Here is a 23,239-nt window from a genome sequence, read left to right as displayed (position 1 = left end):
TGGCGGCGGCGCGAGACGGTGCGGCGAGAGTGCGTGCAGGGCGTCGCGAGGCGGGCGGGAACTGTCAGACAGGCCCCTAGGGCGTGTGGTGCTGCTCGCGCGCCGCGCGGGCCCACTCGCCGAGGACGGGAACGCAGCTCTCGGCGAAGTACTCGTAGTCCTCGGCGGTGTTGTAGACATGGGCGGACAGGCGCACGTAGCCGACGCCGCCGAAGCTGGTGAACGCCGCCTCGACGCCGAGTTCCGCGGCGGCCCGGTCGCGCAGGGCGTCGGCCGCGACACGGCTGTCGGCCAGTCCTTCGGGCAGCCGCACCAGCCGCATGCCGGGCACGGGCATGCCGACGTCGACGAAGGCGTCCGCGCCGGTCAGTTCGGCGAACGCGGCGCCCACGATCCGCTCGGCGTAACCGGCCAGGTCGTCCATGTAGCGGCGGGCGGCGGTCCAGCCCCAGGTGGTGTCGACGAAGTCGAGCGCCGTCGCGGCGGCCAGATAGCCGGTGGCGTCGATCGTGCCCTGCTGGTCGAAACGGTCGGGATAGGGGTCGGCGGCGCCCCAGGAGTCGATCAGCGGGTACAGCCGCTCCCGCAGCGGGCCCCGCGCCACCAGGGCCGCGGTGCCGCGCGGGGCGCAACCCCACTTGTGCAGGTTTCCCGTCCAGAAGTCGCAGGTCAGCCCGGAGAGCGGGGCGGCGATCAGGCCGGGCGCGTGCGCGGCGTCCACGAGCAGCGGAATGCCCCGCCGCCGGGCCTCCGCGCCGATCCGCTCCACCGGCAGGCGGCGGGCGGTGGCCGAGGTGATCTGGTCGACGACGACGAGATCGGTGGCCTCGCCCACTTCGGCCATCACGGCCTCGTACGCCTGCTCCTCGTCGGCGTCCAGCGGCACCCTGGCGGTGCGCACCCGGCCGCCCCAGCGGCGTGCCAGCCGCTCGGCGCCCATCGTCACGGCACCGTAGCCGTGGTCGGTGACGACGATCTCCCCGCCGGCCCGGCGGTCGAGACCGGCGTACACCACGCTCACGCCGGCGCTCGCGTTCGGCACCAGCGCGAGGTCGCCGGGGTCCGTGCGGAGGAAGGCCGCGAGGTCGACCCGGGCCGCCGCCAGCCGCTCCGGCAGTTCCGGGAACCACACCACCGGCGCGCTCTCCATCCGCGTGCGCAGCTCCTGCTGCCGCTCCTGGGCCACCAGCGGCACGGCCCCGAACGAGCCGTGGTTGAGATGGCGCAGGGCGGGGTCCAGCGACCACGCCCGCGCCGCCGGCCGGCCGTCGGCGAGCAGCAGGGGACGGGGTGCGGTGGTGACCTCGGTCTCGCTCACATGGCTCCCATCTCGAGTCCTCTCGCGCCTGTGCGACAGCGAGGGACATCAGACCTTCAAGGCCAAGACGTATGATGACTCGGGATGGTGGCATGGGGTTTTCGGCCATGACAAGACCCCTGCAGCGAGAGAAGTCAGATGACTCGCAGCTGATACAACCAAGACATCTGATCTCTTCCCCTCGCTACAGTGCACGGGGCAGGCGCGCGCTGCCGCCGGTCCGTCAGGGGAGGAAACGGATGTCCGCAGTCGACAAGGCGTTCCACGGCCTACGGCACATGATCGCCACGGGGCGGCTCGCCGCCGGGGAGCGCATCCCCCCCGAGGCGGACCTCTGCGAGGAACTGGGCGTCTCCCGCGGCTCGTTGCGCGAGGCGGTGCGCATGCTCGCGGCGCTGGGCGTGATCGAGCCGCGGCACGGCTCCGGCACCTACGTCTCCCAGCTCAGGCCGGAGGACCTCATCGGCAGCCTCTCGCTGACGCTCCAGCTCCTGCCGCTGCCCGGTCTGCTGGAGGTGTACGAGATCCGGCGGGTCCTGGAGGCCCACGTCGCGGCCAAGGCCGCCGCGCGCGCGACCCCCGGGACGATCGAGACGCTCTTCTCGCTCATCGAGGCGATGGAGGCCACCGACGACCCCACCGAGGCCTCGGAACTCGACCACCGCTTCCACGCCGAGATCGCCCGGGCGGGCGGCAACCCCACCCTCGCCTCCCTGCTCGCGGTCTTTCGCGCCCGCTCCCGCAAGTACCAGGTCTTCACCCTCCCGGAGGGCCCGGAGCTGCGGGCCAAGAGCGACGCGGACCACCGCGTACTGGCCACCGCGATCGCCGACCGCGACCCGGGTGCCGCGGCGGGCGCCGCCGGGGCCCATGTCGCTCAGACGGAGCGCTGGTTGCGCGCGCTCATGCCGCCCGTGGAGGACAACGCCGACGCCTGACAGCGGCCCCGCCCCGAAGCCCCGTACACCCACTTTTTTGTGCGTACTTGGCAGCGCGCCGCCGCCCGGCGAACCTTGGTGAGGGCAGCGGACGAGGCACCGGACAGGAGAGGAGCGGGAACGATCAGCCGTCAGGAGGCCGCCGCCTCGGCCCGAGCCATCTTCTCCAGGCGGCGGTGGCCCCAGCCGGACAGGGGCGCCAGTGCCTCGGCGAGCTCGCGGCCGAATTCCGTCAGGGAGTAGACCGTCTTCGGCGGCAGTACGTCGTGCACCTCCCGGTGCACCAGCCCGTCGGCCTCCATCTCGCGCAACGCCACGGTCAGCACCTTCTCGGTGAGGCCGGGCGCCTTCCGGCGCAGTGCGGCCGGCCGCTGCGGTCCGGACTCCAGCAGCCACAACAGCATGGTCTTCCACTTGCCCTCGATCACGGAGATCGCGGCGGTCACGCCGCAGACGTTCGGATCGTCGCGCCGGTGCACCACGCCATGCCCCTTTCCTCAGCAATTGTTCTACAGATTACGGGAGTTGAACATGTCTGTGCACACCGACCAGTCCTCCGTCACCGTCCTCGGACTCGGTCCGATGGGCCGGGCGCTGGCCGGCGCGTTCCTGGAGGCGGGGCTGCGCGTCACCGTCTGGAACCGTACGCCCGGCCGGGACGGCGAGCTGGTCGCCCGGGGCGCGACCTCGGCCGCCTCGCCGGAGGAGGCGGTCGCCGCCGCCCCGCTCACCGTCGTCTGCGTGGTGAACTACGACGCCTCGGACGCCGTGCTGCGCCAGGACGCCGTCGCCGCCGCCCTCAAGGGCCGTACGGTCGTGAACCTGAGCGCCGACATCCCCGAGCGCGCCCGGGACACGGCCGAGTGGGCCGGCCGGCACGGCGTCCGCTACGTGGACGGCGCGATCATGACGCCGACCACGACCATCGGCACGGACGACGGGGTCTTCCTGTACAGCGGCTCCGAGGAGCTGTACCGGGAGCACCAGCCGGTGCTGGCGGCGCTCGGCGGCAGCCACACCCACCTCGGGGAGGACATCGGCCGGGCGGCGGCGTACGACATCGCGCTGCTCGACATCTTCTGGACGTCGATGGCCGGCTACGCGCACGCCCTCGCCGTGGCCCGCGCGGAGGGCATCTCCGCCGTTGAGCTCGCCCCCTTCGCCGCGGGCATCGCCGCGATCCTCCCGCCGGTGTTCACGGAGTTCGCGGCCGATGCCGACGCCGGCACCTACTCGGGCAGGGTGAACCCGGTCACCTCGGCCGCGTCGACCATGGCCCACGTCGTGCACGCCTCCGAGGCCCACGGCATCGAAGCGAGCGTGATGCGCGTGATCGAGGGGCAGGCGCGGCGGGTCATCGCCCTCGGACACGGTACGGACGGGTTCATCCGGGTCGCCGAGGTGCTCGCCCGTCGCTGACGGGCCCCGGGCGGCCTCAGAACGGCAGGGGCCGCCCGTGCACCACCTCCAGCCGGGACACCGCCCGGGTCAGCACCACGTACAGCCGGTGCAGTCCCCGGTCCCCGGGTGCCTCCGCCTCCGCGATCGCGGCCGGTTCGACGGCCACCACATGGTCGTACTCCAGCCCCTTGACGACGCTCGCCGGCACCAGGGCGACGCGCGCGCCCAGCGCCTGTGGCCCCGCCGCGTCCACCCCCGCCCCGGCCAGCGCCTGCCGCAGCCGGGGCACGTCCGCGTCCGCCGCGACGACCCCGACGGACCCCTCACGCTCCAACGCGTCCCGTACGGCGGCCACGACCGCGTCCGGCACCTCGCCCGGCCCGGGTACCTCCCGCAGGCGCAACGCGCCGTCGCCGCGCAGCGAACGGGCGGCCGGGACGTCGACGTCCAGGCGTTCCAGGAGCCGGTTGGTGAGCGTCACCACCGCCCGCGGCACCCGGAATCCGGTGGTCAGCGGGACCACGCCGGGAAGTACCGGAAGAGCGTCGGCTTGGAGATCTCGGCGGCGGCGGCCACCTCGGCCACGGACACCGCGTCGAAGCCCCGCTCCAGGAAGAGCCGGATCGCGGTGTCCGACACGGTCCGGTACATCCGCTGCTTCTTGCGCTCCCGCAGCCCGCTCTCACTCATGCGAGCCTACGGGCCCGTCCTCGCGCCGGTCCCGGTCTCCCCGCGCGTGCGGCGCCAGCGTACGAGAGCCTCCGCGATCCGGTCCGGGGCCGGCACCGACTCGAGGCCCAGCGGCACGGCGGCCTCGGTCAGGATCCGGTGCAGCTTCCCGCCCATGCGGCCGGGGCCCGGCCCGCCGGGGCCCGGCTCGGGGTCCAGCGACAGGGCCGCGCGGATGACGTCGGTGAATACGGACTGAGCCTTCTTGTAGTCCAGGAGCAGCCCCAGATCGTGCCGCCAGCCCTTCGAGCCGCCGGGACGGACCTCCTCGACGGTGCTCACCCACTGGCCGGTGAGTCGGCGGGCCTGCCACTGCGGGTACCGCATGAGATACAGGTGGGTGGCCAGGTCGTAGAGCGGGTCGCCGAGCATCGCGAGTTCCCAGTCGATGGTCCAGAGCCGTCGCTCGGGATCGACGATGAGGTTCTCGCGGTGCAGATCGGCATGGAGGAGGCAGAAAGGGCGCTCCGTCAGGCCCGAGACGTGCTTCCTGAGGTTCTTGAACGTGTCGCCGTCCACTCCCACGTCCTCGAAGAGCGTCGCGAACGCGTCGAGGTTCGACAGGTAGACGCTCTCCTCCGTGAAGCGGACGAGCCGCTCGAGGAACCCGTTGGTGTCACCGGACTCGGGACGGTCCCTGGCCTCGCAGCGCCGCTTGACGACCAGGGTCTCCGGCGTCACCCCGGCCAGCTCGCGGAAGAGGCCGACGACCTGCCGGAGCAGCGGGCCGGGAACCGGACGACCGGACGTCCTCAGGGCGCCCAGCGTCCGGCCTTCGATGAACCGCTGCAGGCGCAGGCCACCGAACTCGGTGATGCCCGGGATGCTGGTGATCCGACCGCTCAGCGCGTGCAGAAGCTGTTCCTCGGAGTCGAAACACCGCCGGTCGAACCAGAGCAGGCCGGCGCGCGGCTCCCGGCACTTCCAGCGAGCGGTCGAGGCCGCTCCCGCCTCGTCGGCGAGGGGAAAGACGTAGGTCTCGTGGTGGTAGCCCTGAAGCGGCCCCTCGACCACGCTCGGATTCCCGCACGCCGCGAGCGCGTGCTGCCGAGCGGGGGAAGGTGTGTCGGGTGGCATGGCCCGTTTCTCTCGTACTGGACCTCTCCGCAGGTCACGGAAGTGGCAGTACGTTACTCCCGGCGCCGCCGTGCTTCGCGCGGGACTCGTTCCCTTCGCCGAAGTGCCCCTCTGAAGGCGCACCGCAGCGCGGCCGGGCGTCAACCGCGGCGCGGCCGGGCGTCAGTGGCGGACCTGCCACAGGACCGGCTTCAGCGAGTCCACGACCACCGTGGCGCCCGCGTCGCGCAGCAGCCTGCGCTTGCGTTCGGTGCGGGCGTAGCCGAGGAACGGTACGCCCGCCGCCCGGGCGGCGAACAGGTCGGACGGCGTGTCGCCGATCATCAGCGAGGCCGACGGAGCGGCGCCCATGGCGTTCAGGGCCCGGTTGATGCAGTGCGGGTCGGGTTTGAGGTGGTTCAGCTCCTGGGTGCGGCCGTATATGTGCGGGGCGAAGCAGGGGACGAGGCCGCGGGAGGTGAGGTACTCGCGCACCACGCGCGGGGAGTTGTTGGTCGCGATGGCCAGCCGTGAGCCCACCGCGGTCCAGGTGCGGATCAGCGGATCCGCGTACGGGGTGGGCATCGCCGAGGCGGTGGCCCGCAGTTCCTCGTGGGTGAGGCGCTCCTCCAGCTCCGCGACCAGGTCGCTGCCGGGGTGCCGGCGGTCGAGGGCGCGCAGGACCACGTGCGGGTCCAGCGACTCGCGTTCGGTCTCCGTCAGCAGGCCGTGCAGGCCGCGCCCCTCCAGCCAGGACGCCAGGTCGTTCGCCACCCGCTCCGCCGAGTGCCCGGCGAACAGGCGGCAGACGGGGCCGTCGAAGTCCCACAGCACGACACGGGCGCCCTTGATCAGGTTCCGCAGTTCGTTCGGTTCCGTCTCGGTCCCGGCCGTCACCGGATCGGTCCGCTTCGTCTCAGAAGTCACTAGGAGAGTGTCAGGTCCGTCGTGATGGTTTCCCAGAGGGCGTCGAACCACTTCTGGGATTCCTCCACGAAGGCCTGGTCCCGCCGGCCGGCCCGCTCGAGGAACGAGAAGAGGAGGGACTGGGAGCCCAGCACGTCGAACATCTCCAGGGTGCGGCTCTCCCACTCCTCCTCGCGGCGGGTGAGCATGTAGTAGCCGATCAGCGCCTCCTCCCCGTTGAGCAGGTACAGCTTCACCGGCGGGGTGAAGGGCAGGGCGCGGAACGACACGCGTACGTCGATGCCGTGCGTGGCGCGCAGCGCGAGGAGGTTGTGCTGGAGCACGCGGGCCTGGGCGTTGCGCATCGCCAGCCAGCGGTCGTGGACCGGGTTGTCGCCGCCGTCGCCCTCCTCGACGGGGACGGGGAAGGCGAGGTTGATGTCCCGGCTGGGCAGCATGATGCGGACGTCGACGGACTCGGGGCGGATCCGGCCCTCGTGGATGTGCCGGACGGGTTCGCCGAGCGCCAGCATGAGGCTCTCGGCCGTCAGGCACACCGCGTCGATCCGCACCCGGGCCGGTTCGAACGCCTTCGTCAGGCGCGGGGCGAGGCCCACCATCGTCGGCTGGGGTTCCTCCCGCGCGGGAGCCGGTTCGGCGATCCGCGGCGGGCTGCCCTTGCTGACGTTGCTGAGCAGGCCGTCCTCCTGGAGGGCGCGCAGCGCCTGGCGAACGGTGCCGCGCTCCACGCCGAACTCCACGGCCAGCTCGGCCTGGGTGGGCAGGCGGTCGCCCGCCCTGAGCTCGCCGCTGCGGATGCGTTCCCGCAGGATGTCGGCGATCTCCTGGGGCGAGAGCCTGTTGCCGTCGTTCACTGACACGTTCTCCTGAGTCACGACCAAACGCTACAACTGTGATCCATCCATGGGGAGTTGCTTGAAAGTTGTTTATGAGCGGTAGCCAAGTGGGGACAACATAGTCAAAGTTGGTCGCCAACTTTACCGAGTTGGCGGAGGGTGCGACTCCGCCGTACCGCACCGGTCCGAAGGGGGAACACCATGCCCGTCCTCGCCCCGATCTTCGCCGTCCTCGTGATCACCGCCGAGCAGCTCGTCCAGTGGCGGTACGGCGCGGCCGGCGTCGTCGGCCTGCTGTTGCTCGCCATGGGCGTCAGGGCCAACAGCCCCGGGGTCAGCTCCGCCGGAGCGGTGCTGCTCGCGCTGCTGGTGGCGAGGCCGGCCCTGTGAGAAGCCGACCGGTCGCCCCGGCTGCCGTGGGAGACGTCAGCCCGTGAGCACCAGCTCCGAACTGATCGTCTCCCACAGTGCGTCGAACCACAGACGCGACTGCTCCACGAACGCGGTGTCCCGCGGGCCGGCCCCCCGCTCGAAGGCGAACAGCGGGGACCGGACGCCCTGGGCGTCGTACATCTCCAGGTTCTCCCGGCCGACCCGCGCCTCGTGACGGACCACCGTGTAGTAGGCGAACAGCGCCTCCACGCCGTTGAGCAGATACAGCTTCACCGGCGGGGTGAAGGGCAGCGCCCGGAAGGAGACCCGCACGTCGATGCCGTGCGTGGCACGCAGGGCGAGCAGATTGTGCCGCAGCACCTGCCCCTGGGCGTTGCGCATCGACAGCCACCGCTCGTGGACCGGGCCGTCCGCCCCGCCGGGCCCCTCGACCGGGACCGGGAAGGCCAGGTCGATGTCCCGGCCGGGCAGCAGCACCCGCACGTCGACCGTGGCCGGTTTCAGTCGCCCCGCGTGGATCTGGCGCAGCGGCTCCCCGATGGCGAGGGTGAGCGAGATCGAGGTCAGGCAGACGGCGTCGATCTCCACGTGCTCGGCCGCGAAGGCGGCGGCGATCGCGGGCGCGAGGGCCACCGTGGTGGGCAGCGGAGGTGCCGCGGGGCCGGTCGGCGCCCTGCCGGGGTCGGCGGCGACGGTCGCCGGCACGCCCTTGGAGACGTTGGTGAGCAGCCGCTCGGACCGCAGGATGCGCAGCGCCTGGCGGACCGCGGGGCGCTCCACGCCGAACTCGGCGGCGAGCTGGGCCTGCGTGGGCATGCGCTGGCCCGGCTGCAGCGCCCCGGACCTGATCCGCGCGCGCAGTTCGTCGGCCACCTCGCGATGTGTTGTCCGTGGCCGCTGCGACTTCTTCCGTCCCTTGACGGAGGCGTGTTCCGGGTCCACAACCGAAACCCTACAACTTCCCGCCATCTTCGGGCAGTTCGGCGAAGGGTGGTTATAAGCCTCTTCCAAGTGGAGATAACCAAGAACAAGTTGGTCACCAACTCTCACAACCTGGTTGATCCCTCGCGGGGGTTGGCCACCAGGGTGACGGTGGGGGACCACGCATACCAAGGGGGAACCGTCATGCCGCTCGTCGCCGTCGTCGTCGCATCCCTGGCCATTGGATTCGAGCAGCTCGTCCAGTGGAAGTACGGACCGATGGGGATCATCGCCTTCGTCGCCCTCACCGTGGGCATCAAGGCGCGGAACACCATGATCGGCGGCATCGGCGCGGTCATCCTCGTGATGCTGCTCGCCCAGTCCGGCTGACCGCACACCCACGGACCGCTGACCGGGCTCCTCTCCGGAGGGGAGCCGGGAGCCCGTCAGTAGGCACCACCCGCACAACAACCACAACCGAACAGCTCGCTACGGATGAGCGCTCACCCGTCGTCGGCGGAAGGAGGCAGGCAGCAGGGGCGCGCGAGCGACAGCGCTCAGAACAGGTCCGGGCACCACGGTCGCCTGGACGTACGCAGCAGGGCGTCGGCCTGACGGGCGGCGCCCGCTCGTTCTTCCCGCACCCGGCCCAGCGCCGCCAGCCGCACCGCGGACTCGTCGCCCAGCCACAGCGTCGCCAACTCGACGACGTCCAGCGTGAGGTCGGCACTCTCGGTGGTCGGCACACACGACCCGGCCCCGTCCGCCGACGCCTCCAGCCGGTAACGCCCACCGGCCGGCCCGCCACTGTCGGCGACCTCCAGCACCAGCGACCCCGCCGCCTCGTACGTCCGCGCCTCCAGGGCCCGTACGACGTCCAGGATCCGCACCCACAGCCAATCCGCGTGCGTGGTGACGGCGGCAGCCCGCGGGTCCGGCAGGAAGAGCGGGAGCAGGTCGTCGGGGGCGCGCCGGCCGCTCTTCACCTTCACCACCCAGTCGATCGAACACAGGTAGCGCCACAACGCGCGTTGGGCGGCCGGGGTCACGCCGATCAGCCACTTCACCTGCGCCGTGTTCAACGGCTGCTTGGCGTCGCCCCAGTGGTCGTCCGCGGTGTAGGCGGCCATGCCCTCGATCTCGCCGCCGGCCGAGCGGTACACCACGTAGTACGGCTCCTGGAACGTCGCGTGGAAGCGCACGGCCCCCGTGGTGATCTTCCACCACAGGTCGTCCCGGCTGACCGCCCCCGGCTGCGCCCGGCGCAGCCGCTCGTGCAGCTCGGGCCCCAGCTTGCGGACGTCCTCCCCGTCCACGAGGTCGACACGGCCGCCGTCCCCGGGACCCGCCCAGCGCGGGTCGAGGCCGGCGCGCGGGACGTCGACCGTCCACTCGGTCGTCGAGGTGGCCGGGCCGAAACCGTAACGGCCGTAGATCGGGTACTCGGCGGCGATCAGCGTCGCGACGACGTCCCCGCGCTCCTTCGCGGCGGCGAGGTCCTGCGCCATCATGCGCGTCAGCAGCCCGCGGCGGCGGTGGGTGGCGGTGACGGTGACATTGGAGACGGCGTCGGCGGGCACCGTCGCACCACCGACCACGGTGAGCTCCTGCGCGAAGGAACGGAACGTCGCGACACAGCGCCCGCCGTCGAAGGCCCCCACCGACCGGCCGGGCGTGAACTGCGCCCGGCGCGCGTCGATGATCTCCTGGGCGGAAGTGGGCTCACGCAGGAACCCGGTGTTGAGGGCACGATTCCAGTCGGCGAACTCGGTCTCGTCGATCGGGCGTACGTCGATGTCGGCGCGGGAGGTCATGGGCTCACGGTAGGTCGGCCGCGCGGCGGGTGTCGAAGCGGTTTCCCCCGGCCCCGCCCGCTCCGGCTCACCCGAGCAGGTCGTCGACCTGCGCCTCCCCCTCGCGGTACCGGCGCGCGATCTCCGCGCCGCACTCGTCGGCCGTACGCTGCAACCGCTGCCGCCGCCGGGACACCTGCTGCTCGTACCGCACGAGCCGCCCCATCGCGGTGCTCAGCTCCCCGTCCGTGCGCGCGCCCAGATCGGACAGCTCCACCTCGGCGAGCATCTCGGCCGCCAGCCGCCGGTACTCCTCGCTCCGCGGCGTCCCCAGCGTCACATGACGGGCGGAGGACCGGTGCCGGGCCGGGCCGTCCCGCAGGATCTCCGACAGCCGCTCCACGACCGACGCGTCCCCCTGCGCGACGGCCGAGGGCACGCACCCCGGGACCCGCCGGGCCAGCTCCGCCCGCAGGATGTCGATCCTCCCCTGCAGCAGCCGCCGCACATAACTGAGGTCGGCCTCGTCCCGCTGCGCCTCACGCCGCATCCTGCGCAGCTCGGGCAGGCCGGGCACGGCCGGATCGGCCGCCGGTCCGTCCTCGGGCAGCACCGGGCTGTCCGTGCGCTGCGTGGGCGGCCGGTGGAACTCGCGCTCCCCGAATCCCGCCTGGGTCAACGGGACAGCCGCAGGCGGCTGCCCCACTCCCGGTGTGCTCATATGCCTCAACCGTCCCCTCAACCGGCATGTGCCAGCATCGTGCCACCCCAAGCGGCCACTATGTGAGCGAGTGTCCCCGATCCGCCCCAGATGGGCGCTAAGGAGTAAAAATAGCCCGACCGGGGGACCGCGTGGGCCGCCGTCGGTCGGCCGTTCGCCGACCGGCATCATGGTCGTATGCGTGCGGTGGTGCAGAGGGTCGACGGCGCGAGCGTCGTCGTGGACGGCGAGACGGTGGGGGCGATCGAGGGCGAGGGGCTGTGCGTCCTCGTCGGGGTCACCCACGAGGACACCAAGGAGAAGGCGGCCCAGCTCGCCCGCAAGCTCTGGTCGATCCGGATGCTCCAGGACGAGAAGTCGTGCAGCGACATCGGCGCCCCGCTGCTGGTGATCAGCCAGTTCACCCTGTACGGCGACGCCCGCAAGGGCCGCCGCCCCACCTGGAACGCCGCCGCCCCCGGCGACCTCGCCGAGCCGCTGGTCGACGAGGTGGTCACCCGGCTGCGCGCCCTGGGCGCGACGGTGGCGACGGGCCGCTTCGGCGCGCGGATGAAGGTGTCGCTGACCAACGACGGCCCGTTCACCGTCCTGCTCGACATCTGAAGCGGGTCAGGGCTCGACGACGGTCTCCTGCGCCGCCGCGGTCTCCCCGGCGATCAGCCGCGCGTCCACCGGCACGTTCCGCTTCACCAGCGCGAGCGCGACCGGCCCCAGCTCGAAGTGGCGCACGGACGTGGTGACGAACCCGACCCTGCGCCCGTCCGGGCCCTCGTCCGCCAGCCGGATCCCGGTCCCCGGCGTCGGCAGATGCACCTCGCTGCCGTCCAGATGCAGGAAGACCAGCCGGCGCGGCGGCTTCCCCAGGTTCTGCACCCGGGCGACCGTCTCCTGGCCCCGGTAGCAGCCCTTCTGCAGATGCACGGCACCGCCGATCCAGCCCAGCTCGTGCGGGATGGTGCGGTGATCGGTCTCGAAGCCGAGCCGCGGCCGGTGCTGCTCGACCCGCAGCGCCTCGTGCGCGAGGATCCCGGCCGCCGGCCCCGCCTTCTCCGCGTACGCCTCCAGGTCGCCCCGGGGCAGGAACAGATCACGGCCGTACGGCGTCTCGCGGACCGCGACGCCCTCGGGCACCTCCGCGATGGACCCGGCCGGCAGGTGCACCACCGCGATGTCGGCGGTGCGGTCGGCGACCTCGACCCGGTAGAAGAACTTCATCGACTCCAGGTACGCGATCAGCGCCTCCTGGGTGCCGGGCTCGACGTGCGCCCAGACCGTCTCCCCGTCGTCGACGAGATAGAGCGCGTGCTCGATGTGTCCGTTGGCGGAGAGGATCAGGGCCTCGGTGGCTTGGTGCGGCGGGAGGTCGCTGACGTGCTGGGTGAGCAGCAGATGCAGCCAGCCGAGCCGTTCCGGCCCGGAGACGGTGACCACCCCGCGGTGGGACAGGTCGACGAAACCGGTGCCGTCGGCGAGGGCGCGCTGCTCGCGGAACAGATCCCCGTAGTGGGCGGCCACGCCTTCGTCCACGCCTTCGGCGGGGACGGCGCCGGGCAGGGTCAGCAGAGGGCTCTTCATACGACCAGCCTACGACTCGGTAGTTGAAGCCTTCAGGGAACAGTCCCCGCACCTGCCGAAGATCGCGAAGTGCTTCATGTCGGTGTCGAAGCCGAAGGTGTCCCGCAGCTTGGCCGTGAACTCGGCGGCCACCTCCACGTCCGCCTCGATGACCTCGGTGCAGTCACGGCAGACCAGGTGCAGATGGTGGTGCCGGTCGGCGAGGTGGTACGTCGGGGCGCCGTGCCCGAGGTGGGCGTGGCTGACCAGGCCCAGCTCCTCCAGCAGCTCCAGCGTGCGGTACACGGTGGAGATGTTGACCCCCGACGCCGTCTTCCGCACTTCCACGAGGATGTCGTCGGGGGTCGCGTGCTCAAGGGTGTCGACGGCTTCGAGCACGAGTTGGCGCTGCGGCGTCAGCCGGTAGCCGCGCTGCCTGAGGTCGCTCTTCCAGTCGGTGCTCACCACACCTCGAGTCTAAGCCGGGGCGGACCGGATCACGGCTCGGTGGGCAGAACGCCTGTCATCAAGGCGTCGGCGAGCACACTGCGGTAGTCGCGGGTCACGCGGGCGATCTCGGTATGTGTCTGAATCTTGGCATCGAGCGCGGCGAGCGTGGCGCCGATGCTCTCCTGCTCCGCGGTCGGTGGCACGAGGACGGGCAGCTCGCCCAGTGTGCGGAGGCTGAGTGGCGGCCGGACGTACACATGGGGATCCGAACTGTGCCCCCGGCCGATACCCGACACTGGCACCGCCCTGCTCAGTCCGGGGGTGCCGGGGAAACGGTGACCGGTTGCCCTGACCGCGTTCCAGGACACGTACTCCCGCCAACAGCCGCACGATGTCGCCGTCGGTCAGGGCCCACTGGGTCCGGGAGAGCCGTCGCCCCAGCCCCTCGCCCGCCACGAACAGCGCCTCGGGGTGCGCGGTTCACACATCCGCTACGGCCCCCCACGCACGACGTCCCCCCGGGCCGGAGCGGCCCGGGGGGACGTCTGGAAACCGTGTGCCTACTTGAAGAAGGCGATCCCGTCGTCCGGCATGTCGTCGGGCAGGGCCTTCGCCCAGCGCTCGACCTCCTCCGGCGTGACGACCTTCTTCAGGTGCGCCGACATGTAGGGGCGCAGCTCGACCTCGGGGGTCTGCTTCTCGCCGACCCACATCAGGTCGCTCTTGACGTAGCCGTACAGCCGCTTGCCGCCGCTGTACGGCTGCGCGGCGGCGGTGCGCGCCACCGCGTCCGTGACCAGGTCGATCTGCGGCTTCTTGGCGGCCAGCTCGCCGTACCAGATCTCGATGACGCCGTCGTCGCGGGTCATCGTCACCTCGACCTTGCGGTCGGCGTCGATCCGCCAGAAGCCGTGCTCGGACTCCAGTGGCCGGACCTTGTTGCCGTCGCCGTCCAGCACCCACGTGCGGGAGCCGTACTCCAGGAAGTCACGGCCGTCGTGGGTGAAGGTGACCTCCTGCCCGAAGTTGCACTTCTCGGCGCCGGGGAAGTCGTGCACGCCCGCGCCCGCCCAGGTGCCGAGCAGGAAGGCGAGCGGGACGAGGTCCTTGTGCAGGTCGGACGGGATCTCGATCATGAGCGGAACTTCCTGGTGTCGGATCAGCGCTGGCCCTGGTACAGCTTCTTCACGGTCAGCCCGGCGAAGGCGAGAACGCCGACGGCAACCAGGACCAACAGGATTTCGAAGAAGATCTCCACAGGGTGCTCCTTGAGCGGGGGTGCGGTGCTGTGCACGGGGCCGGACCCCAGCTTACGCGGCCGGGTCCGGCCCCTGTCGTGCGAGGTGCGCCTCCCGCGCTCAGCCCAGCAGCTGGCTCTGCAACACCACCGTCTGCCGGAACGGCACGGCGTGCGCGGTCCCCTTGCGGGACTGCAGCACCACCGCGAGGACGTCACCGGCGGCCAGGTAGGCCTGACGGTCGTGTTCGGCGGCGTAGGGCCTGGACTCGGCGTAGAACCTGCCCTGGACGCCGGCGACGGCCGCCTCCTCCGGGAAGGTCTCGTCGGGGCCGACGGTCACGGCTCCCCGGACGGGATGGGAGGGGGCGCCGTACGGGAACAGGGGCCGGAAGAAGGTGTCCTCCACCACGGCCGCGGTGTCGAACTGCAGCAGGTAGACACGGGTCCGGGTGCCGTCCTCGGTGGTCCAGCCGCGGGCGGCGATGTGCCGCAGACCGCCGTCCACGAGCTGCTGCCGGAAAGCGTCCCGGTCCTCCTTCGCGTACTCCTTCAGGAAGTCCTCCGTCGCCAGCCAGCCGTCCGAGCCGCGCAGCGCCTCGTTCTCCCCGGTCCCCTTCGGAGCGGGCAGCAGGAGGGCACGCAGGTCCGCGTGGTGGGTGCCGGCCGGGTTGGACTCCGCCTGCGGCCCGGGGCTGCCGGACGGCAGCGGCGGCTTCGTCAGCGGCGGGTACTCCCACCGCCCGTCGGACTCCGTCGCCAGGCCGGGTACGTCCGTGCGCTCCATCCCGGTGATGCCGTACGCCGTTCCCGCGCCGACCGCCGCGAAGACGACGACGGCCGCGGTCCAGCGCAGGGCGGCGCGCAGCACCCGGCGGTCCTTGCGCACCGGCGCCTGAGGGTCGGCCGGTACGGCCGGCGGCTCCTCGGGCGGGGCGGGTACGACGATCTGCTGCTGCTCGGTCATACGGCCTTCCCCGGTTCGGCGATGCGGTCCAGCTGCTGACCGAGCAGTACGGCGACACCCGCGGTGTCGAGGGGCGCCACGCCGTCCGCGGTGACGGTGACCAGGACGTCTCCCACGTGGGCGGAGCAGAACATGGTGTCGAGGGCCTCGTCCTCGTCCTTTGGCGGCAGATAGCAGTCGGCGTCCTTGTGACCCTCGATCTCCGGCCCCTTGCGGAAGATGTCCAGGGAGTCGAGGAAATCGGTCTGGAACCGTGCGAGGTCCCGCACGGCGTCCCGGTTGTCCATCTGGGCGAGCACGATGGCCACCGTGTAGACGTCCTCCTCCTGGTAGACGCTGGCCGACCCACTGACGTAGCTGCGCATCGCCATGCCGGTGATGCGCCGCCTGTCGATCTCCCGCTCCAGCCGCTTGCGCTCGGAGCGCGGAAGATCGCGCAGCGACTCCTTCTGCAGTGCCGTGGCCCGGGCACCGCTGAGTTGCGCGTCCGAGCCGAACTCGCCGAGGTCCGGCCCCCGGAGCGAGTTGTCGTACCCGTACGGCACGAGCATGCCGGCGAGGCCCCGCGGCGCGGGCTCCTTCTCGGTGCCGGCCACCGCCTTGGGGAACTTCCAGGACGGGGCTCCCGCGTCCCGGTCGGCGCCGTTCACCGTCACGGCGGTGTAGCCGACGCCCGCGACGACGGCACCGGCCAGCAGCAGGGAACCGGCGACGGCGGCGATACGGCGGCCACGCCGCGCCGGCTCGCGGGCGGGCACCTCGGATCCCACCGGCTCGTGGGGTGTCTCGCTCACAGCCGCTCCATCTGCCGCTCGGCCAAACTCATGATCATTTTCTTGGGTACGGGCTTGGTCCCGTACACGTAGATCTCCATGGTGATGTCCCCGCGGGCGGCGTGCGCCTCCGCGCCGTACAGGGACTGATAGCCGTCCTCGGTCCGGGGTTCGGCCAGCACGTACGCCCTGCCCTCGCCGGTGCCGGGTATCGGCCAGCTGTCGTGGCGCTCCTGCTCCGGCCAGTACTGCGCTTCGACACCGACCTCGGCCGCCGAGGCGGCCTCCTCCTGGCGGTACTGGACGAGGCGGATGTCCACGGTGTAGTCGTCGCCGACCTCCCAGCCGGTCACGACCGCCCGGCGGAACCGGTCCTGCACGAGCTGGCCGAACGCCACATCGGGCTTCTCGAAGCGGTCGGCGTAGGCGGCCAGGTCCAGCCACCCGTCGGAGCCCTCGGTCCACTCGGTCCGCTTCGCCCCGCGTGGCCTGTCGAGCAGCAGCTCGCGCAGGTCGCCGTCGGTCTTCACCCGCCGGTCCTGCGCTGCCGACAGGGGCTCGGGCCCCTTGCCCTTCGCCTGCGGCAGCACCGGCTGCGACAGCGGAGGCAGCGGGGTGGGCTCCCGGTCGGCCTGCACGAGGTATCCGGCACAGGTACCGGCGACCAGCCCCAGGGCGGCGGCGACGCCGATCAGCGCGCCGGTCCGGCCTCGCCGGCGCTTCGGAGCCACGTCCGGCACGGCTGCCGCCGCGGCGTCCGGCACCGGCGCGGCGGTGACCGGTGCCTGGACGGCATCCGCCGTACCGGACGATCTCGGCGCGTCCGGGGCGTCGGTTACTTCTTCGGGTTGTTCCAACACGTCCCCCCACAGAGAGTGAAGCGCGCATTCCGTCGAACGCGCGCACAGGAGACCGACAGCCACCGGCCGAAGTTGTAGCGGGCGTGATTACGATTCGGTCATGGCGAAGAAGCTTGTGATCAAGGTGACCGCGGGAACCGACGCCCCCGAACGCTGCTCGCAGGCGTTCACGGTGGCCGCGGTGGCCGCGGCCAGCGGTGTCGAGGTCTCCCTCTGGCTCACCGGGGAGTCCGCGTGGTTCGCCCTGCCGGGCCGCGCCGCCGAGTTCGAGCTGCCGCACGCCGCCCCGCTGCCCGACCTGCTGGACTCGATCCTGGCCACCGGCCGGGTCACCCTGTGCACCCAGTGCGCGGCCCGCCGCGACATCACGGAGAAGGACGTCATCGAGGGCGTACGGATCGCCGGCGCCCAGGTCTTCGTGCAGGAGGCCCTGGCCGACGGGACACAGGCGCTCGTCTACTGAGACGTGCCGAGGGGCGAGTGCCGCGCCCTCAAGGCGCCCGGCCCTACCGGGGCCGCTTCCTGCCGTCCAGCTCGTCCCACCACTCGTCGGACTTCGGGTCGCCGGACGGGTCGTCCCACCAGCGGTCCTCCGGACCCCGCCGGTTGGCGACCATCGCGGCGACCGGCGGGATGACCATGGCCACCAGGCACATGCCCACGGCCACCGGCACCGACCAGAGCCGCACCACAGCCCAGGCCAGGACGAACAACCCGATGCAGGTGCCCATCATGGCGAAGTAGGCGTGCCGCCTGCGCGCGTACATACGTCCAGCGTAGGTCCGGGGCACGCCGAAGGGCCGCATCCCGGGCGTCCAACCCACGGGATGCGGCCCTTCGGCCGTCGCGCGCCCTCAGACCGCGATGGCGACCTCGGCCAGACCGCCCTGCTGGGCGACGACCGTGCGGTCGGCGGTGCCGCCGGGCACCAGGGCACGAACGGTCCAGGTGCCCTCGGCCGCGTAGAAGCGGAACTGTCCGGTGGCGGAGGTCGGGACCTCCGCGGTGAACTCGCCGGTCGAGTCCAGCAGACGGACGTAGCCCGTCACCGGCTCGCCGTCGCGGGTCACCTGACCCTGGATGGTGGTCTCACCGGGCTTGATCGTCGAGGCGTCCGGGCCGCCGGCCTTCGCACCGCACATGTCGTACTCCTAGGGGGTCGGAAGAGGTCGGTCGGGAGGGGTTACTTGCCGGAGCCGAGCTCGATCGGCACGCCGACGAGGGAGCCGTACTCGGTCCAGGAGCCGTCATAGTTCTTGACGTTCTCCACACCGAGCAGCTCGTGCAGCACGAACCAGGTCAGCGCGGAGCGCTCACCGATGCGGCAGTAGGCGATGGTGTCCTTGGCCAGGTCGACCTGCTCGTCCTCGTAGAGGGCCTTGAGCTCGTCGTCCGACTTGAAGGTGCCGTCGTCGTTGGCGTTCTTCGACCACGGGATGTTGGCGGCCGACGGGACGTGTCCCGGGCGCTGCGACTGCTCCTGCGGCAGGTGGGCCGGGGCGAGCAGCTTGCCGGAGAACTCGTCGGGCGAGCGCACGTCGACCAGGTTCTGGTTGCCGATGGCGGCCACGACGTCGTCGCGGAAGGCACGGATCGACGTGTCCTGCGCCTTGGCCTTGTACTCGGTCTTCGCCCGCTCCGGCACCTCGTCACCGGGGACCAGCTCGCGGGCGTCCAGCTCCCACTTCTTGCGGCCGCCGTCGAGGAGCTTGACGTTCTCGTGGCCGTACAGCTTGAAGTACCAGTAGGCGTACGACGCGAACCAGTTGTTGTTGCCGCCGTAGAGCACGACCGTGTGGTCGTTGCCGATGCCCTTCTCCGACAGGAGCTTCTCGAAGCCCGCCTGGTCGACGAAGTCGCGGCGGACCGGGTCCTGCAGGTCCTGCGTCCAGTCGATCCGGATGGCGTTCTTGATGTGGTTCTTCTCGTAGGCGGACGTGTCCTCGTCCACCTCGACGATGGCGATGGTCGGGTCGTCCAGGTGCTCCTGGAGCCAATCGGCGTCGACCAGGACGTCGCTGCGACTCATGCTCTTTCTCCTCCGGGGCAGTTGCGGCGGGGCGTGCGGGTGAGAGGGTGCGCGCGTCCTCGACGGACCGGCGCACGGGTGCCCTCAGCGGGGCGGGGGAACACGGACGTCGACGCGTCCGCTCAGAAGGTGCGACAGAGCATGGCGGCGACACGGCACAGGTCTACTGCCCGCCGCTTCGTGAGATCCGCCTGTCGCTTCATGAGGACGATCGTAGGGACGCACAGGCATACGTGTCACCGGCGTGTCGCATCATGAGACGCGATCGTCCGCAATGTGGGATACATCGCCCTGCGGACCGGCCCCCGCCCGCCCCGCGCCCTCCGGCATCCCCTCCCACACCTGCCCTGCGGACGCACCCGTCTCGCCTGTCGGACGCCCCTGTCCGCCGAACCGTTCCCTACCCGACCAGACGGACGTCGGAACCCGTCACCGTGATGTCCACACCGTTCTTCGCCGCCTCGACCTTGTCCAGCCGGATTCCGCCGGGCAGTCCGTCGATCTTCTGCTCGAAGTCGGTGATCCGCCGCACCCGCGACTCGGCCAGCTCGGCCCCACCGAACTCGGGCAGCGCGTCGGCCTGCACGCGCACGGTGTCACCGTCCACGACGGTCACCGAGCTGAGCACGGAGACGGGCTCGGGCAGCTTGCCCAGCGCGGTCTCCACCTCCACGGCGACCTTGATCTTCCCGTTGCCGCCGTCGGACAGGCCGATGACCTTGGCCGTGACCCCGGGGGCGACCTGCGTGGGCTCGGACTTGGCGGTCTTCAGCAGTTCGTCGTAGGCCACGGTGGCCGTACCGGTCGCGCTGTCGGCGACGGCGGAGCTGAAGTCGCTGGAGAAGTCGACACCCCTCATGTCGGCGCGGAGGTCCCCGATGCGGATCTTCTCGGCGCCGTCGCCGGTGGTCGCCTCGTAGTCCTGGATCCCGACCTGCACCTCGTCGAGGGAGCCGCCGGCCACCTGGGTGAGGAACGGGAAGCCCTCGATCGACACGTCGGGGGTGGCCGTCAGGTTCTCGGTCGCCTTCAGGCGGTCCGCCGCCTCGCCCTCGGCGAGGTTGACCGCGACGCGGTCCACGATGACGAAGATTCCGCCCACTATCACGATGATGATGAGCAGTATTCGCAGTGCGCGCATGCGGTGTTTCCCCCACGTGGCTGGTGATGACGGCGGCCCCCGACGACCGGGCGGTCGTCCAGCGCGAGGGTAACCCTGGGGTGGGCGGGACCGGAGAATTGTCGATCACCTGTGACAGGGGCTGCGCCGGCGAGGGCGGGGTGAGCGCGTTCCCTGGTGGGCCGGTGTAGGGGCGGGCCGGGGGGTGGTCGCGCAGCCCGGCGCCTACGGGGTGCCGCCGCGCCCACCCTCCCCCACTCTCGGCTTCGCCCGAGCGGGGGGACCCCCATCGCCCCAGCGGCACGACTGCCCGCTGTGGGCGGCAGGGGCTGCCCGCGGTGGGCGGCAGGGGCTGCCCGCGGTGGGCGGCGATGGCCGCGTACGGCGCGAAGGGGACGGGGCGGGGGTGTCCGCCCGCAGTGGCTGGCGCGTCCGCACCCCCGCTTCTCAAGTAACCGATTCCGCGCCGGTCCGAGGACGGACACCCCCGACCCGGCCCCGACCCACCCACCACCCACAGGCGCTACCGCAACAACCACACAACCCGCAGCTGCGCCGCAGGCAGACAACCCGCACCCCCACCGAACCGAACGCCGCACCGCAGGCATCCGCCCCACGGCCCACGGCCCACGGCCCACGGCCCACGGCCGTCAGCCGACCAGCCGGCCCAGTACGTACACCGCAGGTGCCGCCGCGGCCAGCGGAAGGGCCACGCCCGCCGTGAAGTGGACGAACCGCGACGGATAGTCGTAGCTCGCGACCCGGTGACCGATCAGCGCGCAGACCGCCGCCCCCGCTCCCAGCAGCGCACCCGAGGCACCCAGCCCCGTAACCCCGCCCACCGCGAACCCCGCCCCCGCCGCCACAGCCAGCGCGACCACCACGGACACCGCCGTCGGCAACGGCAACGCCCGCGCCACCACCGCCGCCGCCACGGCGACCGCCCCCACGGTCACCGCATCCGCGTCCGCCGCCAGGTACCCGCCCGCCGCGATCGCCAGCGCCGCCGCCGCGACCGTCGCCATCAGCCCGTACATCCGCTCGTCGGGATCCGCGTGCGACCGCAGCTGCAACACCAGCGACAGCAGCACCCACACCCCCAGCGACCCCAGGATCGCCGCCGGCGAGCGGTCGGACACCAGCAGCGCCGCGTCCGCGACCAGCGCGCCCAAGAAGCCCAGCGCGATCCCCTGCCGCGCCGGCCACATGCCGTTCAGCCGGAACCAGCCCGCCGCCGTGACCCCCTGCAGCACCACCAGCGGCACAAGAAGCCCGTACGTACCCAGCGCCGCCCCGCCCGCGAGCAGCAGTCCCAGCAGCGCGGTGAGCACCGCCGGCTGCATCCCGGGCTCGATGACCGGCGAACGCCCCTCCGCCCGCGCCCGCTGCGCGTCAGTGACGCGGGTGTTCCCGGCCAGCGTTGCCGGCCCGTACTCGGGTCCGTCCTCGACGCTCCCGGTGGGCGCGGGCTCGGCGTACCCCTGCGGCTGGACGGGCGGCACAGGAGACTGCACAGGCGGCAGATACGACGTCTCCTCCGCAGGCGCGGCCACCGGCGGCTGCATCTGCGTCTCCCACGTCTGCCCCTGCCACTGCTGCGTGTACTGCTGATCGGCGTACGGATCGCCGTACGCCGGCTGCTGCCCCGGCCAAGCCTGCCCCGGCGCCTGCCACCCCTGCTGCCCTTGCTGCCCCTGCTGCCCCTGCTGCTGGTACGGCTCGTACGCCCCGTACCCGTACGGCTGGTTCGTCATCGCTCATCCTCCTGCGAACGGCGGAAGCACCTCGACCGTGCCGCCGTCGGCCAGCCGTACCGTCTCATGCGCGCGGGTCCCCACGGGATCACCGTCGACCAGGAACGAGCACCGCAGCAGCACGCGCGCGAGATCGCCGGAGTGCCGCCCGCGCACCGCGTCGAGCGCCTCGGCGAGCGTGGCCGCCTCGTACGGCTCCTCGGCCACCCCGGCCGCGGCCTTGGCGGCGGCCCAGTACCGCACCGTGACCTTTGCCATCTGCTGGTTCCTCAATCGGTTGACGGTGAACACCGTCAGGCTAGCCCGCCCGGGCGACCACCCAGTCCCCGATCCGCGTCAACAGGCCTTCCGGCGCCGCGTTCTCGGCGTGCCCCATCCCCGCCTCGACCCACAGCTCGCCGCCCTCACCGGCGGCGGCCGCCAGCATCCGCGGATGGTCGAGCGGGAAGTACCCGTCCTGGTCCCCGTGCACGATCAGCAGCGGCGTGGGCGCGATCCGAGGCACCGCCTCGACCGGAGACAACGGCACCGGATCCCACTGGCGGTGGTGAATCCGCGTCCGCAGCCCGTACCGCCCCACCAGCCGCCCGGAAGGCCGGGTCACGAGCCAGTGCAGCCGCCGCATCGGAGCGGTCCCCCGGTAGAACCACCGCGCGGGCGCACTGACGGAGACCACGGCGTCCACCCCCGCCTCCCGACTGAGCGCCGCGTGCCGCAGCACCACCGAGCCCCCCATCGAGAACCCGACGGTCGCCACCCGCGTATGCCCCAGCTCCCGCGCCCAGCCCACCACCGCCGCGAGATCCAGCACCTCCCGGTCCCCGACCGTGGACCGCCCGCCGGACGCACCGTGTCCCCGGAAGGAGAACGTCACCACTCCCCCGTACCGCACCAGCGCCCGCGCCACCCGCCGCACATGCGGCCGGTCCGCGTCCCCGGTGAACCCGTGCGCGACCACGAACACGAGATCACGTGACGAAGTCCCGTAACCGGACCCGAAACCGGACCTGGAACCGGACCCGGAACCAAACCCGGAACCAGCCCCACCACCGGAACCCGACCCGGAACGGTAACCAGTCCCACCACCGGAACCAGAACCGTCGTATACAACCGCCCGCGGTTCGTATACGGAATCGATCGGCACCCCGTCCGCAGTGCGCACATACGCCCGCAAGGACCCAGCGCTCCGCGTTACATCGCACGTCTCGGGATATGGACGAATGGTGGATCGCGCCACATGACCTGCCGGACCAGTGCTCATGTCGGCTATTGTGCTGCGAAGAGGACTCGGGCAGTGAAGCCCCCGAGTCCTTTTGTGCTTTCGGCAGCTTTGTATACGAAGCGGGAATCCGCCGGTATACGGGCCGTCGAACGCACACAGCAGTGCCGTAAACGTCCTCGCAGGGACCGAGGAGGAACCAGACGTTATGGGCGAGCGAACCGTGCACGAACGCAGGACGAC

At 71.7% G+C, this 23,239-nt stretch carries 30 protein-coding genes and 2 pseudogenes; 6 read left to right on the top strand and 26 right to left on the bottom strand.

What is annotated here, in order from left to right; translation table 11 throughout:
- Window positions 1-76: 76 nt before the first annotated feature.
- Window positions 77-1,318, bottom strand: coding sequence for an aminotransferase class V-fold PLP-dependent enzyme (locus tag IE178_RS31345; protein WP_193514585.1), 1,242 nt, complete (start codon window positions 1,316-1,318; stop codon window positions 77-79).
- A gap of 239 nt (window positions 1,319-1,557) precedes the next feature.
- Here IE178_RS31345 and IE178_RS31340 point away from each other — a divergent pair, with 239 nt between their 5' ends.
- Window positions 1,558-2,256, top strand: coding sequence for a FadR/GntR family transcriptional regulator (locus IE178_RS31340; RefSeq protein WP_193514584.1), 699 nt, complete (start codon window positions 1,558-1,560; stop codon window positions 2,254-2,256).
- Window positions 2,257-2,387: 131 nt separating this feature from the next.
- Here IE178_RS31340 and IE178_RS31335 read toward each other — a convergent pair whose 3' ends face one another.
- Window positions 2,388-2,738: a winged helix-turn-helix transcriptional regulator gene (locus tag IE178_RS31335; protein ID WP_184763964.1), complete on the bottom strand. Its 351-nt coding sequence runs from the start codon at window positions 2,736-2,738 to the stop codon at window positions 2,388-2,390.
- A gap of 49 nt (window positions 2,739-2,787) precedes the next feature.
- Here IE178_RS31335 and IE178_RS31330 point away from each other — a divergent pair, with 49 nt between their 5' ends.
- Complete coding sequence (locus IE178_RS31330; RefSeq protein WP_193514583.1) at window positions 2,788-3,675, top strand: NAD(P)-dependent oxidoreductase; 888 nt, start codon at window positions 2,788-2,790, stop codon at window positions 3,673-3,675.
- A 16-nt stretch (window positions 3,676-3,691) separates the two neighbouring features.
- On the opposite strand, the pseudogene IE178_RS31325 reads toward IE178_RS31330, so the two are convergent.
- From IE178_RS31325 to IE178_RS31305, 5 genes and pseudogenes are all read right to left on the bottom strand, one after another.
- Window positions 3,692-4,180 (bottom strand): annotated as a pseudogene (locus IE178_RS31325) (AAA family ATPase); the annotation flags it as partial.
- A pseudogene (locus IE178_RS31320) lies at window positions 4,180-4,347 on the bottom strand (TetR family transcriptional regulator); the annotation flags it as partial. The pseudogenes IE178_RS31325 and IE178_RS31320, both read right to left, overlap by 1 nt.
- Before the next feature lie 6 nt (window positions 4,348-4,353).
- Complete coding sequence (locus IE178_RS31315; protein WP_193514582.1) at window positions 4,354-5,463, bottom strand: phosphotransferase; 1,110 nt, start codon at window positions 5,461-5,463, stop codon at window positions 4,354-4,356.
- A 162-nt stretch (window positions 5,464-5,625) separates the two neighbouring features.
- Window positions 5,626-6,369: an HAD family hydrolase gene (locus IE178_RS31310; protein ID WP_318280341.1), complete on the bottom strand. Its 744-nt coding sequence runs from the start codon at window positions 6,367-6,369 to the stop codon at window positions 5,626-5,628.
- Complete coding sequence (locus IE178_RS31305; protein ID WP_193514580.1) at window positions 6,369-7,250, bottom strand: GntR family transcriptional regulator; 882 nt, start codon at window positions 7,248-7,250, stop codon at window positions 6,369-6,371. Before IE178_RS31305 ends, IE178_RS31310 begins: the two co-directional genes overlap by 1 nt.
- Before the next feature lie 156 nt (window positions 7,251-7,406).
- Here IE178_RS31305 and IE178_RS31300 point away from each other — a divergent pair, with 156 nt between their 5' ends.
- Window positions 7,407-7,595, top strand: a complete 189-nt coding sequence (locus IE178_RS31300; protein ID WP_184763969.1) for a hypothetical protein — start codon at window positions 7,407-7,409, stop codon at window positions 7,593-7,595.
- Window positions 7,596-7,631: 36 nt separating this feature from the next.
- Here IE178_RS31300 and IE178_RS31295 read toward each other — a convergent pair whose 3' ends face one another.
- Window positions 7,632-8,471, bottom strand: coding sequence for a winged helix-turn-helix domain-containing protein (locus tag IE178_RS31295; RefSeq protein WP_318280340.1), 840 nt, complete (start codon window positions 8,469-8,471; stop codon window positions 7,632-7,634).
- A 252-nt stretch (window positions 8,472-8,723) separates the two neighbouring features.
- Between IE178_RS31295 and IE178_RS31290 the strand changes: the two genes are divergently transcribed.
- Window positions 8,724-8,909: a hypothetical protein gene (locus tag IE178_RS31290; protein WP_184763971.1), complete on the top strand. Its 186-nt coding sequence runs from the start codon at window positions 8,724-8,726 to the stop codon at window positions 8,907-8,909.
- A gap of 167 nt (window positions 8,910-9,076) precedes the next feature.
- Here the strand turns inward: IE178_RS31290 and IE178_RS31285 are convergent, their stop codons facing one another.
- Together IE178_RS31285 and IE178_RS31280 are read right to left on the bottom strand one after the other, a co-directional pair.
- The gene (locus IE178_RS31285; protein WP_193514578.1) at window positions 9,077-10,333 is read right to left on the bottom strand and encodes a GNAT family N-acetyltransferase; all 1,257 of its coding nucleotides are present in this window, start codon (window positions 10,331-10,333) and stop codon (window positions 9,077-9,079) included.
- 67 nt (window positions 10,334-10,400) lie between these two features.
- Entirely contained in the window at window positions 10,401-11,033 is a 633-nt protein-coding gene (locus IE178_RS31280) for an RsiG family protein (protein ID WP_193514577.1), read from the bottom strand.
- A gap of 177 nt (window positions 11,034-11,210) precedes the next feature.
- Here IE178_RS31280 and dtd point away from each other — a divergent pair, with 177 nt between their 5' ends.
- Window positions 11,211-11,636 carry a D-aminoacyl-tRNA deacylase gene (dtd, locus tag IE178_RS31275; RefSeq protein WP_184763974.1) on the top strand — a complete coding sequence of 142 codons (426 nt, stop codon included), beginning with the start codon at window positions 11,211-11,213 and terminating at the stop codon, window positions 11,634-11,636.
- A 6-nt stretch (window positions 11,637-11,642) separates the two neighbouring features.
- Here dtd and ygfZ read toward each other — a convergent pair whose 3' ends face one another.
- The 8 genes from ygfZ to IE178_RS31240 all read right to left on the bottom strand — a co-directional run bounded on the left by ygfZ (window position 11,643) and on the right by IE178_RS31240 (window position 16,871).
- On the bottom strand, window positions 11,643-12,608 hold the full coding sequence (gene ygfZ / locus IE178_RS31270) for a CAF17-like 4Fe-4S cluster assembly/insertion protein YgfZ (RefSeq protein WP_184763975.1): 966 nt from the start codon (window positions 12,606-12,608) through the stop codon (window positions 11,643-11,645).
- 9 nt (window positions 12,609-12,617) lie between these two features.
- Entirely contained in the window at window positions 12,618-13,055 is a 438-nt protein-coding gene (locus IE178_RS31265) for a Fur family transcriptional regulator (protein ID WP_193514576.1), read from the bottom strand.
- A 29-nt stretch (window positions 13,056-13,084) separates the two neighbouring features.
- Window positions 13,085-13,333 carry a restriction endonuclease subunit S gene (locus tag IE178_RS31260; RefSeq protein ID WP_193514575.1) on the bottom strand — a complete coding sequence of 83 codons (249 nt, stop codon included), beginning with the start codon at window positions 13,331-13,333 and terminating at the stop codon, window positions 13,085-13,087.
- Between the two features lie 264 nt (window positions 13,334-13,597).
- Complete coding sequence (locus tag IE178_RS31255; RefSeq protein ID WP_184763978.1) at window positions 13,598-14,173, bottom strand: heme-binding beta-barrel domain-containing protein; 576 nt, start codon at window positions 14,171-14,173, stop codon at window positions 13,598-13,600.
- A gap of 23 nt (window positions 14,174-14,196) precedes the next feature.
- Window positions 14,197-14,331, bottom strand: a complete 135-nt coding sequence (locus IE178_RS36355) for a hypothetical protein (RefSeq protein ID WP_268250077.1) — start codon at window positions 14,329-14,331, stop codon at window positions 14,197-14,199.
- Between the two features lie 64 nt (window positions 14,332-14,395).
- Window positions 14,396-15,241, bottom strand: a complete 846-nt coding sequence (locus tag IE178_RS31250; protein ID WP_193514574.1) for a hypothetical protein — start codon at window positions 15,239-15,241, stop codon at window positions 14,396-14,398.
- The gene (locus IE178_RS31245) at window positions 15,238-16,035 is read right to left on the bottom strand and encodes a hypothetical protein (protein WP_318280339.1); all 798 of its coding nucleotides are present in this window, start codon (window positions 16,033-16,035) and stop codon (window positions 15,238-15,240) included. The genes IE178_RS31250 and IE178_RS31245 overlap by 4 nt, the downstream gene beginning before the upstream one ends.
- The gene (locus IE178_RS31240; protein WP_318280338.1) at window positions 16,032-16,871 is read right to left on the bottom strand and encodes a hypothetical protein; all 840 of its coding nucleotides are present in this window, start codon (window positions 16,869-16,871) and stop codon (window positions 16,032-16,034) included. Before IE178_RS31240 ends, IE178_RS31245 begins: the two co-directional genes overlap by 4 nt.
- Window positions 16,872-16,974: 103 nt before the next feature.
- Here IE178_RS31240 and IE178_RS31235 point away from each other — a divergent pair, with 103 nt between their 5' ends.
- A complete protein-coding gene (locus IE178_RS31235; protein WP_193514573.1) occupies window positions 16,975-17,337 on the top strand; it encodes a DsrE family protein in 363 nt (120 codons plus the stop codon).
- Between the two features lie 43 nt (window positions 17,338-17,380).
- Here IE178_RS31235 and IE178_RS31230 read toward each other — a convergent pair whose 3' ends face one another.
- From IE178_RS31230 to IE178_RS31200, 8 genes are all read right to left on the bottom strand, one after another.
- The gene (locus tag IE178_RS31230; RefSeq protein ID WP_184763981.1) at window positions 17,381-17,641 is read right to left on the bottom strand and encodes a DUF3099 domain-containing protein; all 261 of its coding nucleotides are present in this window, start codon (window positions 17,639-17,641) and stop codon (window positions 17,381-17,383) included.
- Window positions 17,642-17,728: 87 nt separating this feature from the next.
- Window positions 17,729-18,016, bottom strand: a complete 288-nt coding sequence (locus tag IE178_RS31225) for a DUF1416 domain-containing protein (protein WP_004986406.1) — start codon at window positions 18,014-18,016, stop codon at window positions 17,729-17,731.
- Between the two features lie 41 nt (window positions 18,017-18,057).
- Window positions 18,058-18,903, bottom strand: coding sequence for a sulfurtransferase (locus IE178_RS31220; protein WP_193514572.1), 846 nt, complete (start codon window positions 18,901-18,903; stop codon window positions 18,058-18,060).
- A 122-nt stretch (window positions 18,904-19,025) separates the two neighbouring features.
- Window positions 19,026-19,106 carry a putative leader peptide gene (locus IE178_RS36660; RefSeq protein WP_350310325.1) on the bottom strand — a complete coding sequence of 27 codons (81 nt, stop codon included), beginning with the start codon at window positions 19,104-19,106 and terminating at the stop codon, window positions 19,026-19,028.
- A gap of 197 nt (window positions 19,107-19,303) precedes the next feature.
- Window positions 19,304-20,044, bottom strand: a complete 741-nt coding sequence (locus IE178_RS31215; protein WP_193514571.1) for an LmeA family phospholipid-binding protein — start codon at window positions 20,042-20,044, stop codon at window positions 19,304-19,306.
- Between the two features lie 629 nt (window positions 20,045-20,673).
- On the bottom strand, window positions 20,674-21,777 hold the full coding sequence (locus IE178_RS31210; RefSeq protein ID WP_193514570.1) for a hypothetical protein: 1,104 nt from the start codon (window positions 21,775-21,777) through the stop codon (window positions 20,674-20,676).
- A 3-nt stretch (window positions 21,778-21,780) separates the two neighbouring features.
- On the bottom strand, window positions 21,781-22,035 hold the full coding sequence (locus tag IE178_RS31205; RefSeq protein WP_184766571.1) for a MoaD/ThiS family protein: 255 nt from the start codon (window positions 22,033-22,035) through the stop codon (window positions 21,781-21,783).
- 40 nt (window positions 22,036-22,075) lie between these two features.
- Window positions 22,076-23,038, bottom strand: coding sequence for an alpha/beta hydrolase (locus IE178_RS31200; protein ID WP_318280337.1), 963 nt, complete (start codon window positions 23,036-23,038; stop codon window positions 22,076-22,078).
- Between the last annotated feature and the right edge of the window lie 201 nt (window positions 23,039-23,239).

Source organism: Streptomyces griseoloalbus, from assembly GCA_014650015.1.
GTDB lineage: Bacteria > Actinomycetota > Actinomycetes > Streptomycetales > Streptomycetaceae > Streptomyces > Streptomyces griseoloalbus.
Note: the sequence above shows the minus strand (reverse complement) of the source record. Positions and strands in the feature narration are given on the sequence as shown.